We start from the raw sequence: 12,147 nt of genomic DNA on the forward strand, positions 1-12,147 counted from the left end.
AATGAGATTCAAGCCCGTTCGCCACGGCGCCGCGATGCTGGGTTGTGCTGCGGCGCTTGTTCTTTCGCCCGCCGCCGCCAGCGCCGATCCGCCGGACCCGCACCAGCCGGACATGACGAAGGGCTTCTGCCCGGGCGGTCGATGGGGATACGGCAATCTGGCCGTGTGCGACGGCGAGAAGTATCCCGACGGCTCGTTTTGGCACCAGTGGATGAAAACCTGGATAGTCGGCCCGCAGTTCTATTACGACTGCGTCGGCGGCGACGAACCCCTGCCGGGGCCGCCTCCGCCGGGCGGCTGCGGCGGGGCGATCCCGCCCGGCGAGCCGCCCCCGCCCGCAAGCTGACCGGGACCGATCACGACTAGGCCTCCGGTGTCGTCCAGACCCGGGTCGGGGTGATCGCCAACCGGGTGCTGAACGCCTCCATCGACATGCCCGTCTCCGACTCCAATTCCTCGGCGAGCGTCCGGTATTTCGCCCAGTAGGGCGCGTCGTCCCGGCAGTTCACGCCGGTCGCGTCGACCGTCGCGGTGCCCCCGATGACGATGATGCCGCCGCCGCTGCCGTCGGAATCCAAATTGAGGCTCACCTCGGGATGCCTCTTGATATGGGCGACTTTGGCGGCTTGCGGCAACGTGTACACCGTGAGCCTGGTGCCGTCGAAGTAAAACCAGACCAGCCGGGGAACCGGTTGACCCGATTTGGCGACGGTGGTCAGCCAGCCGAAGTTGTCCGACTCGAGCCGCTGGGAAACCTCTTGTGTCAGTTCGACGCTCATAGGCCGAATGTAACCTCCAAACATGACCCTCAACTTGTCCGTCGACGAAGTCCTCACCACCACCCGCTCGGTCCGCAAACGCCTCGACTTCGACAAGCCGGTACCCCGCGAGGTGCTTATGGAATGCCTCGACCTGGCGCTGCAGGCGCCCACCGGATCCAATTCGCAGGGCTGGCAGTGGGTGTTCGTCGAGGACGCGGACAAGAAGAAGGCGATCGGCGACGTCTATCTGAAGAACGCCCGCGCCTATCTGAGCTCACCCGCTCCCGAATACGCCGAGGGGGACACCCGCGAGGAGCGGATGGGCAAGGTGCGCGACTCCGCGACCTACCTCGCCGAACACATGCACGAGGCGCCGGTGTTGCTGATTCCCTGCATCTTTGGCCGGGAGGAGAAGCAGCCGCTGGGCGGCGTGTCGTTCTGGGCGTCGCTGTTCCCGGCGGTCTGGAGCTTTTGCCTGGCGCTGCGCTCACGCGGGCTGGGGTCGTGCTGGACGACGCTGCACCTGCTCGGTGACGGTGAAAAGCAGGTCGCCGACGTGGTGGGCATCCCGTTCGACGAGTACAGCCAGGGCGGGCTGTTCCCCATCGCCTACACCAAGGGCACCGACTTCCGCCCGGCCAAGCGGCTGCCCGCCGAGCAGCTCACCCACTGGAACACCTGGTAATCAGGTTTGCAGAGGCCAAACCTCGACGACCCCGTGCGCGACCGCACACGGCGTCTGGCTCACCCGCTCGATCGCCGCGTCGATGTCCTCGGCCTCGACCACCGCGAACCCCGCGATCGGCAACGCCGAGCGCAGGAAGGGGCCGGGCTCGATCCGCACGCCCGCGCCGTCCGGGTTGCGCACCTGCACGGGTTGTCCGGCTCGGCCGACGAGGGCGCCGGCCGCGCTGAGCTCGTCGTCGCGAGCGTGCGCGGCGCGTTTGCGGTCGTCGCTCAACTGGTGGTATCCGGCCGCTTCGCCGTAACCGATCGTGATGAAGGTGGGCATATCAATGTTGACCGCCGCCGGCCGCGGAACTCATCGCTAGACACCGCCCGGGTAGCCGTGCTGGCGCCAGGCCTCGTAGACGGCGACGGCCGCGGCGTTGGACAGGTTCAGCGAGCGGCGGCCGGCCAGCATCGGGATGCGCACCTGCTCGGTGATGTGCTCGTCGGCCAGCGTCGCGGCGTCCAGCCCGGTGGGCTCGGGCCCGAACATCAACACGTCGCCCGCCCGGTAGCGGACGTCCGCGAACGACGTGGGCGCGTGCGACGTGAACGCGAACACCCGGGCCGGCGTGAGCGCCTCCCACGCGGCCGCGAGCGAGGCGTGGACCGTGACCGACGCCAGGTCGTGGTAGTCCAGCCCGGCCCGCCGCAGCTTGGGCTCGGACAGGTCGAAGCCCATCGGCTCGACCAGGTGCAGTTCGCAGCCCGTCGCCGCCACGGTCCGGATCGCGTTGCCCGTGTTCGGGGGGATGCGCGGGCAGTAAAACATCAGCTTGAACACAACGCGATAATGGTCGCATGGTCGAGCAGAGCCTCTGGATGCAGAAAGTCGCTGCCGATCCAGGACATTCGCGCTGGTACATCGAGCGGTTCCGGGCGATGGCCCGCGCCGGCGACGACCTGGCCGGCGAGGCCCGCTTCGTGGACGCGATGGCGCCGCGCGGTGCCCGCATCCTCGACGCCGGTTGCGGGCCCGGCCGCCTCGGCGGGTACCTGGCCGCCGCCGGCCACCACGTCGTCGGCGTCGACGTCGATCCGGCGCTGATCGAAGCGGCCGAGCAGGATCACCCCGGCCCGCGCTGGCTGGTCGGCGACCTCGCCGAGCTCGACCTGCCCGCGCGCGGCATCGCCGAACCGTTCGACGTGATCGTGTCCGCCGGCAACGTGATGACGTTCCTGGCGCCGAGCACGCGGCGCTGGGTGCTGGGCCGCCTGCGCGCCCACCTCGGCGGCGAGGGCCGGGCGGCGATCGGCTTCGGCGCCGGCCGCGACTACGGGTTCGCCGAGTTCCTGGGCGACGCGACGGCCGCCGGGTTCGAGCCCGACCTGCTGCTGTCCACCTGGGATCTCCGCCCGTTCACCGATGACTCGGACTTCCTCGTCGCGGTCCTCCGCCCGGCTTAGCGGCTGTCATTGGCGGCGACCCGCCGTGCCCGGCTGCGCCGCGCTTGCGATCGCCGCGTTTGCCAGGATCGTCCGCCCGTGCGCGGCACCACCTTGGAGGAGCCTGTCTGCTCAGTACGGACTGTGGTGACCTGGACCGCGGGCTGTCATACTCGTCGGATTGCCACGTTGACGCGCTCGCGCCCCTCCGGCGTGGCACGGGTGGATAAAGCAGGAAGTCTCATGAGCCTCTCGTTTTCTCGAGCGCTGACCATCAGCGCAGCGGCCGGTCGCGCGGCCGCGGCGACGTGACCATGTTCGCCCGCCCGGCCCACGCGGCCGAGGCGGTCCGGTCCGAGTCGCCGCAGGTCCACGCCGACCCGGCGCCGGCCAAACGCCCCCCGGCCTGGTCGCTGAGCAACTGGCCGGTCCGGTGGAAGGTCCTGGCGATTGTGCTGGTCCCGCTGGTGCTGGCGACGGCGTTCGGGGCGCTGCGGATCCAGGGCGCGATGGCGAACTCGGGCGGCCTGCGGCTGGCCGCCGCCCGCGCGGACCTGGTGCCGGTGGTCACCAAGTACATGTCGGCGCTGGACGTGGCCCTGCTGGCGGGCAGCACCGGGCGCGACGTCGACGGCGCCAAGAAGAACTTCGAGGCCCGCAAGTACGAGCTGGACACCCGGCTGCGCGACACCGACGTGACCCCCGAGGTCCGGTCGGGGGTGAACAACCTGCTCGACGGCGGCCAGATGCTGGTGAACAAGGCGTCCGACAACGGCCTCGGTTTGCGGGAACGGGTGACCCTCTACGCCCCGATCCTGCTGAATGCGGAGGACGTCATCAACGCCTCGGTGCGCGTTGACGACGAGAAGATCCGCGCCCAGACCCAGGGCCTGAGCCGGGCGGTCGGGGCCCGCGGGCAGATGACCATGCAGAAGATCCTGGTCACCCGCGGCGCCGACCTGCCCGAGCCGCAGCTGCGCACCTCGATGATCACCCTGGCCGGCACCGAGCCGTCGACGCTGTTCGGGATGAGCGAGGTCCTCGGCGCCGGTTCGCCCGCGGCCAAGACCCTGCAGCAGCAGTTGGTGACCCGGATGGCGATCATGTCCGATCCGGCCAGCGTGCTCGTCGACAACGCCGACCTGCTGCGCTCGATCCAAACCACCGACGACATCGCCGATCAGGTGATCAGGGACGCGACCGCGTCGGTGACCAAGGCCGTGCACGCCCAGGCCGCCGACAAGCGCAACGCCGCGATCCTCGACACCGTCCTGGTGCTGTCCGCCATCGTGATCGCGCTGGTGGTCGTGCTGCTGGTGGCGCGCGCGCTGGTGCGGCCCTTGCGGATCCTGCGCGACGGCGCCCTCAAGGTGGCCCACACCGACCTCGAGGAGGAGATCGCCCGGGTCAAGGCCGGCGGCGCCGAGCCGACGCCGGAGCCGCTGCCCGTGTACACCACCGAGGAGATCGGCCAGGTCGCGCACGCGGTCGACGAACTGCACACCCAGGCCCTGCTGCTCGCCGGCGACGAGGCCCGGCTGCGGCTGCTGGTCAACGACATGTTCGAGACCATGTCGCGGCGCAGCCGGTCGCTGGTGGACCAGCAGCTGTCGCTGATCGACCGGCTGGAGCGCAACGAGGAGGACCCCGAGCGCCTGGACAGCCTGTTCCGGCTGGACCACCTGGCCGCGCGGCTGCGCCGCAACAGCGCCAACCTGCTGGTGCTCGCCGGCGCGCAACTCGCCCGCGACCAGCGCGACCCGGTGCCGCTGTCGACCGTGCTCAACGCCGCGGTGTCGGAGGTCGAGGACTACCGCCGCGTCGAGATCGCCGGGCTGCCGGAGAACGCCACGCTGATCGGCGCGGCCGCCGGCGGCGCGATCCACCTGTTCGCCGAGCTGATCGACAACGCCCTGCGCTACTCGCCGCCCGCGACGCCCGTGCGGGTGTCGGCGGCCCGCGGCGGGGACGGCGGAGTCGTGGTGCGGGTCGCCGACTCCGGCCTGGGCATGAACGACACCGACCGGCGGATCGCCAACATGCGGCTGCAGGCCGGCGGCGAGGTCAGCCCCGACAACGCCCGGCACATGGGCCTGTTCGTGGTCGGCCGGATCGCGGCCCGGCACGGCATCCGGGTGGGGCTGCGCGGCCCGGCGGCCAACGAGGCGGGCTCCGGAACCACCGCCGAGATCTACCTGCCGCCGACGATCCTCGAGGGCACGGCCGCGGCCCAGCCCGCCCGGGTGGCCCGGATCCGGGCGGTGTCCTCGCCCAGCGCGCAACCCGCCGCCCCGGCGCCCGAAGCCGAACGCAAGCCGGAGCCCGCCGCCCAGGAGGCCGCGCCGTCCGTCACCCTGCTGCCGCGCCGCAACCCCGGTTCCAGCGGTATCACCGAGGTGCCCGACGCGCCCGCCCCGCGGCTCGCCGCAGACCGAGATGTCGCGCAGCGCCGCGAAGCCGCCCGAGGTGGCCAACCTGGCGACCAAGATGTTCCAGGCGCTCATGCCGTCGCGATCCGGCGCGATGCCGAAGCCGTCCGGCGCGATCACGATCGGCCGGTCCACCGACAACGACATCGTCATCCAGGACGTGCTCGCCTCCCGCCATCACGCGTTTTTGACCCAGACGCCGCTGGGCACCGAGATCCGCGACGCGCACAGCGTCAACGGCACCTTCGTCAACGGCGTGCGGGTGGGGTCCGCGGTGTTGACCGAGGGCGACGTGGTCACCATCGGCAACGTCGACCTGGTGTTCACCCGCGACACCCTGCTGCGCCGCACCGAGGCCGCGACGCGCACCGGCGGCCTGGAAGTGAACTCCGTCTGCTACACCGTCGAGCAGAACAAGCAACTGCTCGACCACATCTCGCTGACCGCGCGGCCCGGCACGCTGACCGCCATCATCGGCGGCTCGGGCGCGGGCAAGACCACGCTGTCGCGGGTGATCGTGGGCTACACCAGCCCCACGTCGGGCTCGGTGACCTTCGAGGGCCACGACATCCACGCCGAGTACGCGACGATGCGCAGCCGGATCGGGATGGTCCCGCAGGACGACGTCGTGCACCGCCAGCTGACCGTCAACCAGGCCCTGAACTACGCCGCCGAGCTGCGCCTGCCGCCCGACACCAGCAAAGCGGAGCGGGCCCAGGTCGTCGCGCAGGTCCTCGAAGAACTCGACATGACCAAGCACGCCGAGACCCGGGTCGACAAGCTGTCGGGCGGGCAGCGCAAGCGCGCCTCGGTGGCCCTCGAGCTGCTCACCCAGCCGTCGCTGCTGCTGCTCGACGAGCCGACGTCCGGCCTGGACCCGGCGCTGGACCGGCAGGTCATGCTGATGCTGCGCCAGCTCGCCGACGCCGGTCGCACGGTGCTGGTGGTGACCCACTCGGTGTCGTATCTGGACGTGTGCGACCAGATCCTGCTGGTCGCGCCGGGCGGCAAGACCGCCTTCTGCGGGCCGCCCGACCAGGTCGAGGCGGCCATGGGCACCCGCAACTGGGCCGACATCTTCGCCAAGGTGGGAGCCGACCCGGACGAGGCGAACCGCCGGTTCAAGGAACGCGACCAGGGGTCGTCGCGGCCACCCTCCCCGCAAAGCCCGGCCGACCTTGGCGAGCCGCCGAAGACCGACCTGTGGCGGCAGCTGTCCACGATCGCCCGCCGCCAGGTGCGCCTCGTGGTATCCGACCGCGGCTACACGATCTTCCTGGCGATCCTGCCGTTCCTCATCGGGGCGTTGTCGCTGACCGTGAAGGGCCCGCATCCCGGCCTCGGCCCCGCCGACCCGCTCGGCCCGGCCCCCACCCAGCCGCAGTACATCATGGTGCTGCTGAACATCGGCGCCGTCTTCATGGGCACCGCCCTGACCATCCGCGACCTGATCGGCGAGCGCCCGATCTTCCGGCGGGAGCAGGCCGTCGGCCTGTCCACCACCGCCTACCTGCTGGCCAAGATCGCGGTGTTCTGCGTCTTCGCGACGCTGCAGGCGGCCATCGCGACCATCATCGTGCGGCTGGGCAAGGGCGCGCCGACCGCGCACCCGCCGTTCTTCGGCAACTCCACGTTCTCGCTGTTCGTCACCGTCGCAGGCACCTGCGTGGCGTCGGCGATGCTGGGGCTGCTGCTGTCGGCCCTGGCGCAGTCCAACGAACAGATCATGCCGCTGCTGGTGGTGTCGATCATGTCGCAGCTGGTGTTCTCCAGCGGGATGATCCCCGTCTATCAGCGCTTCGGCCTCGAGCAGCTCGCGTGGCTGACACCCGCGCGGTGGGGCTATGCCGCGGGCGCCTCGTCGATCGACTTTCCGTCGCTGGTGAAGGTCAAGCAGATCCCGACCAACGACCCGATCTGGCAGCACTCCAAGCACATCTTCGTGTTCGACATGCTCATGCTCGCGGCGCTGTCGATCGGCTACACCGCCTACGTCCGCTGGCACATCCGGCTGAAACGTTGACATGACGCAAGCTGCCGAGCCCGTGCTGACGGTTCGATCCGACCGGTCGAAGGGTAGCTTCGCGGCCGGCTGCGACGTGGTCGTCGGCAGCGACCTGCACGCGGACCTGCGGGTGGCGCACCCCCTGATCGCCCGCGCGCACCTGCTGCTGCGCTTCGACCACGGCAAGTGGATTGCGCTGGACAACAATTCGCAGAACGGCGTGTACGTCGGCGGCCAGCGGGTGCCGCAGTTCGACATCGTCGACGGCCAGACCGTCAACCTCGGCAGGGCCGACGGCCCGCGGATCACCTTCGAGGTCGGCCACCACACCGGGTCGGTCGGCATGCTGCCGCCGACGACCGAGGCGATCCCGGTCATCGCCCCGCCGCGGCAAGCCCCGGCCCAGTCCCCGCGCCCGTACCAGTGGGAGGGCCCGCAGCGCACCACCGCCGTGCCGATCGTCCGCCCGGACGCCGGCACCCGGGCGGTGCCGCAGGCGGGCGCGATCCCGCCGACCGAGATCGGCGTGAGCGGCCAGCGGGCGGAGTTCCCGACCACGCGGGTGAAGAACCTGGGGCCCGACTCCGACCGGGCGACCGACCGGCCCGGACGCGCCGCCTGGATCGGTCGCGCGCTCGACAACGACATCGTCATCCACGACGTGCTGGCCTCGCGCCACCACGCGTTCCTGACCCCGACGCCGGCGGGGCCCGAGATCCGGGACGCCAACAGCAGCAACGGCACCTTCGTCAACGGCGTCAAGGCCGCGTCCGCGGTGCTGTCCGAGGGCGACGTGGTCACCATCGGCAACGTCGACCTGGTGTTCTCCGGCGGCATCCTGGTCCGCCGCCAGGAGGCGGCGGCGCGCACCGGTGGCCTGGAGGTGCGCGGCGTCGACTTCAGCATCAACGGCAAGAGCCTGCTGGAGCGGATCTCGATGACGGCCCGCCCGGGCACGCTGACCGCCCTGATCGGCGGGTCGGGCGCGGGCAAGAGCACGCTGTCGCGGTTGATCGCCGGGTACGCGACCCCGACCTCCGGGGTGGTCACGTTCGAGGGGCACAACATCCACACCGAGTACGCGTCGCTGCGCACCCGGATCGGGATGGTCCCCCAGGACGACGTCGTGCACCGCCAGCTGACGGTCACCCAGGCGCTGGGCTACGCGGCCGAGCTGCGGCTCCCGCCCGACACCAGCAAGGCCGACCGCGAACAGGTGGTCGCCCAGGTGCTCGACGAGCTGGGGCTGACCCAGCACGCCGACACCCGCGTCGACAAGCTCTCCGGCGGCCAGCGCAAGCGCGCGTCGGTGGCCCTCGAGTTGATCACCGGGCCGTCGCTGCTGATCCTCGACGAGCCGACCTCCGGCCTGGACCCGGCGCTGGACCTGCAGGTGATGACGATGCTGCGCCAGCTGGCCGACGCCGGCCGGGTGGTGCTGGTGGTCACCCACTCCCTGACCTACCTCGACGTCTGCGACCAGGTGCTGCTGATGGCGCCCGGCGGCAAGACGGCGTTCCTGGGCCCGCCCGACCAGATCGGGGCGGTCATGGGCACCACCAACTGGGCGCAGATCTTCGCGAAGGTGGGCGCCGACCCCGACGAGGCCAACCGCCGTTTCCTGGCGCAGAACAAGCCGCCGCCGGCGGTGGAGACCGAGGCGCCGGCCGACCTGGATGTCGCGCCGGGCACCAGCATGCGGCGCCAGTTCTCCACCATCGCCCGCCGCCAGGTTCGGCTGGTGGTCTCCGACCGCGCCTACTTCGTGTTCCTGACGCTGTTGCCGTTCGTGATGGGCGCGCTGTCGCTGACCGTGCCCGGCCACACCGGTTTCGGCTACGCCGATCCGACCAGCGAATCGGCCGGCGAGGCCGGGACGATTTTGACGCTGCTCACCATGGCCGCGGCGTTCATGGGCACCGCGCTGACCATCCGCGACCTCATCGGCGAGCGCCCGATCTTTAAGCGGGAGCAGGCGGTCGGGCTGTCGACCACGGCGTACCTGCTGGCCAAGGTCGCGGTGTTCTGTGTGTTCGCCGTCGTCCAGGCGGCCATCGCGACGGCGATCGTGGTGGCGGGCAAGGGCACCCCGAAGCGGCCGGCCGTGCTGCTGGGCAACGCCACGCTCGAGCTGTTCGTCGCCGTCGCGGCGACGTGCGTGGCGGCGGCGATGCTGGGCCTGCTGCTGTCGGCGCTGGCGCGCTCCAGCGAACAGATCATGCCGCTGCTGGTGGTGTCGCTGATGATGCAGATGGTGCTCTCCGGCGGGATGGTGCCGGTGACCAACCGGATCTTCCTCGACCAGCTGTCCTGGCTGGTGCCGTCGCGGTGGGGGTACGCCGCGCAGGCGTCGACCGTCGATCTGTGGACGGTGGCGCCCGGCCCGCAGAGCCCCCGCGACAGCCACTTCAAGCACACCGCCGGCGCCTGGCTGTTCGACATGGGCATGCTCGTGGGGCTGTCGATCGCGTACACCGCCGTCGTGCGGTGGCGGATCCGGCTCAAGCACTGAGCCGCTCAGCCGTCGAGCCGCAACCCCTGAGCCGCCGCGAAGGCGACGGCCTGACCGACGTCCACGCGCGCCCCCGTCAGCCTCGCGGTTCGCCACAGCGAGGCATCCACGGTCGCGCCGCGCAGGTCGGCGTCGTCCAGCCGGGCGCCCGTCGCCCGCGCGCCGGACAGGTCGGCGCCGCGCAACACCGCCTTGCGCAGGTCCGCCTCCACCAGGCTGGCCTCGCGCAACCGGCAGCCGCTCAGGTCGACGCCCCGCAGGTCGTTACCGCCGAGCACCGCGAGTGTGAAGTCCACCTCGTCGAAGACGATCGGCCGCATTCGGCACTGCACGAAGACCGACCCCAGCATGCTGCATTGCGCAAACGTGCTGTGCCACAACGATGTTCGCTGAAAGGTGCAATTGCGAAACGCCGACCCGCGATGTTGCGACTCGGCCAGGTTCGCGCCGCTGAAGTTGCACTGGTCGAACACGGCCCGCTCGGTGCGCAGCCGGCTGAGGTCTGAGTCGGTGAAATCGCGGCCGGTGAACTCGCGATCGGCCCAGGGGTCGGTCAACTGGCGAGGGTGGTCAGCGCGTATTCGCTCACCGCGATCAAGGCGTCGGTCGCCGACCGGCGGTCCCGGGCGTCGACCGTGATCACCGGGATGTGCGCGGGCAAGGTGAGCGCCTCGCGCACCTCGGCGACCGGGTAGCGCGGCGCGCCGTCGAACTCGTTGACCGCGACCAAGAACGGCAGGTTGCGGTGCTCGAAGAAGTCGACGGCGGCGAAGCTGTCCTCCAGGCGGCGACAGTCGACCAACACGATCGCCCCGATGGCGCCGCGGACCAGGTCGTCCCACATGAACCAGAACCGGCGCTGCCCCGGCGTTCCGAACAGGTAGAGCACCAGGTCCTCTTCGAGCGTGATCCGGCCGAAGTCCATCGCGACGGTGGTGGTCCGCTTGTCCGGGGTGGCCTCCAGCGCGTCGACGGCGGTCGAGGCGTCGGTGAGCATCGCCTCGGTGCGCAGCGGCATGATCTCCGACACCGCACCGACGAAAGTCGTTTTGCCGGCGCCGAATCCGCCCGCGATGACGATCTTGGTCGATGCGTGGGCGGAATCGGAGTGCACGTCGGGCCGCGCCTCAGAGTGCCTTAAGGCCACGCAGGGTCCTTCCTATCAGTTCGTGGCGCTCATCCCTTGTCGAACGCTCGGACAACGTCCTATGCACCCGAAGGTAGCCGGACAACACCAGATCGCCGACGAGGACGCGCGTGACGCCGAGCGGCAGATCGAGTCGGGCCGAGATCTCCGCGACCGACGGGCTGGCGACGCACAGTTGGATGATCTTGCCTTTCACGTCGTCGGGCGGCCACTTGTGGGCCAGGCCGGCCTGCAGCGTCTGGATCGGCGCTTCCACGGGAAGGTCGACGTCGGTGCCGGTCCGTCCGGACGTCAGGGTGTACGGGCGGACCAGGTTGCCGCTACGCGGGCTCGGCCGGGGCTCGGATTCGTCCATCGCGGCTCACGAGACGCCAGACCGGCGGGTGGACTGCACCACGCCGCCGACGCGCTCGACCAGGATGGCCATCTCGTAGCCGATTTGACCGATGTCGCACGACGTCTCGGCCAGGGTGGCCAGGTGCGAGCCGTCGCCGACGCGCATCAGCAGCAGGTAGCCGTTCTGCATCTCGACCACCGATTGCAGCACCTGGCCGCCCTCGAAGAGCTGGGCCGCGCCGGTCGCGAGGCTGGCCAGGCCGGACGCCACCGCGGCCAGCTGGTCGGCGCGCTCGCGCGGGAGGTGTTCGCTGGCGGCGATGGGCAGCCCGTCCACGGAGACCAGCAGGGCGTGCGCCACGCCGGGGACCTCGCGGGCGAACCGCGTCACCAGCCAGTCCAGCGGATTACCGGGCGACGTCATTCCTGATCATCCCCTTGCTCGCGGGCGTGCGACCGGCCGGTGCGCACCCCGCCGAAGTGGCTGCTGAACGACGCCCGAACCGCCTCGGGGTCGCGTGCCGTGGCCGCGTGCTGCGGTTCCCGATCGGAGTCCGGCTGGTCCGGATCGGGCAGGCCCGCCCCGTTGGCCGCCCCGGGAACCAGCCGGGCGCCGGGCGTGCGGACCGGCAGGCCGTGCTCGGCGGTGCGCGACTCGACGGGCTTGTCTTCGGCCGCGGCGGCCAGCGTCCAGCCGCGGTCCCACACCGACTGCCAGTCCAGGTCGGGGCTGTTGACCAGGTCGTGCGGGTCGCCCAGCATCTCCGACAGCATGCGCCGGTAGATCACGTCGTCGTCGGCCGCCTGGGTGGCGGGCTGGGCGGCCCGGCGGCCAACGAGGC

Annotated in this window: 12 protein-coding genes and 2 pseudogenes; 6 read left to right on the forward strand and 8 right to left on the reverse strand. The window is 70.9% G+C overall.

What is annotated here, in order from left to right; genetic code table 11:
* The first annotated feature begins 1 nt into the window (after position 1).
* Positions 2–346: a hypothetical protein gene (locus A5680_RS03050; protein ID WP_055401293.1), complete on the forward strand. Its 345-nt coding sequence runs from the start codon at positions 2–4 to the stop codon at positions 344–346.
* A gap of 16 nt (positions 347–362) precedes the next feature.
* Here A5680_RS03050 and A5680_RS03055 read toward each other — a convergent pair whose 3' ends face one another.
* A complete protein-coding gene (locus tag A5680_RS03055) occupies positions 363–779 on the reverse strand; it encodes a TIGR03667 family PPOX class F420-dependent oxidoreductase (RefSeq protein WP_067816009.1) in 417 nt (138 codons plus the stop codon).
* Between the two features lie 22 nt (positions 780–801).
* On the opposite strand from A5680_RS03055, the gene A5680_RS03060 reads away from it, so the two are divergent.
* Positions 802–1,446 (forward strand): nitroreductase family protein, encoded by a 645-nt coding sequence (locus tag A5680_RS03060; RefSeq protein ID WP_067816013.1) that lies wholly within the window; start codon positions 802–804, stop codon positions 1,444–1,446.
* Here A5680_RS03060 and A5680_RS03065 read toward each other — a convergent pair whose 3' ends face one another.
* Entirely contained in the window at positions 1,447–1,773 is a 327-nt protein-coding gene (locus A5680_RS03065) for a YciI family protein (protein ID WP_067816017.1), read from the reverse strand.
* Positions 1,774–1,809: 36 nt separating this feature from the next.
* Positions 1,810–2,274 (reverse strand): tRNA (cytidine(34)-2'-O)-methyltransferase, encoded by a 465-nt coding sequence (locus A5680_RS03070; protein ID WP_055401285.1) that lies wholly within the window; start codon positions 2,272–2,274, stop codon positions 1,810–1,812.
* A gap of 17 nt (positions 2,275–2,291) precedes the next feature.
* Between A5680_RS03070 and A5680_RS03075 the strand changes: the two genes are divergently transcribed.
* The 4 genes and pseudogenes from A5680_RS03075 to A5680_RS03105 all read left to right on the forward strand — a co-directional run bounded on the left by A5680_RS03075 (position 2,292) and on the right by A5680_RS03105 (position 9,822).
* Entirely contained in the window at positions 2,292–2,897 is a 606-nt protein-coding gene (locus A5680_RS03075) for a bifunctional 2-polyprenyl-6-hydroxyphenol methylase/3-demethylubiquinol 3-O-methyltransferase UbiG (RefSeq protein WP_067816020.1), read from the forward strand.
* 287 nt (positions 2,898–3,184) lie between these two features.
* A pseudogene (locus A5680_RS24995) lies at positions 3,185–5,287 on the forward strand (sensor histidine kinase); the annotation flags it as partial.
* A gap of 25 nt (positions 5,288–5,312) precedes the next feature.
* A complete protein-coding gene (locus A5680_RS03100) occupies positions 5,313–7,328 on the forward strand; it encodes an ATP-binding cassette domain-containing protein (protein ID WP_067816035.1) in 2,016 nt (671 codons plus the stop codon).
* Position 7,329: 1 nt separating this feature from the next.
* Entirely contained in the window at positions 7,330–9,822 is a 2,493-nt protein-coding gene (locus tag A5680_RS03105; protein ID WP_067816038.1) for an ATP-binding cassette domain-containing protein, read from the forward strand.
* Positions 9,823–9,827: 5 nt separating this feature from the next.
* Here A5680_RS03105 and A5680_RS03110 read toward each other — a convergent pair whose 3' ends face one another.
* The 5 genes and pseudogenes from A5680_RS03110 to A5680_RS03130 form a co-directional block, all read right to left on the reverse strand.
* Positions 9,828–10,379: a pentapeptide repeat-containing protein gene (locus A5680_RS03110; RefSeq protein WP_067816040.1), complete on the reverse strand. Its 552-nt coding sequence runs from the start codon at positions 10,377–10,379 to the stop codon at positions 9,828–9,830.
* Entirely contained in the window at positions 10,376–10,969 is a 594-nt protein-coding gene (locus tag A5680_RS03115) for an ATP/GTP-binding protein (RefSeq protein ID WP_055401278.1), read from the reverse strand. The genes A5680_RS03110 and A5680_RS03115 overlap by 4 nt, the downstream gene beginning before the upstream one ends.
* On the reverse strand, positions 10,950–11,324 hold the full coding sequence (locus tag A5680_RS03120) for a DUF742 domain-containing protein (protein ID WP_067816043.1): 375 nt from the start codon (positions 11,322–11,324) through the stop codon (positions 10,950–10,952). The genes A5680_RS03115 and A5680_RS03120 overlap by 20 nt, the downstream gene beginning before the upstream one ends.
* 6 nt (positions 11,325–11,330) lie before the next feature.
* A complete protein-coding gene (locus tag A5680_RS03125) occupies positions 11,331–11,729 on the reverse strand; it encodes a serine protease inhibitor (protein ID WP_055401282.1) in 399 nt (132 codons plus the stop codon).
* A pseudogene (locus A5680_RS03130) lies at positions 11,726–12,147 on the reverse strand (ATP-binding protein); the annotation flags it as partial. The pseudogene A5680_RS03130 and the gene A5680_RS03125, both read right to left, overlap by 4 nt.

The sequence above is a fragment of the Mycobacterium sp. E2989 genome (genome assembly GCF_001667595.1).
Classification (GTDB): Bacteria; Actinomycetota; Actinomycetes; order Mycobacteriales; family Mycobacteriaceae; genus Mycobacterium.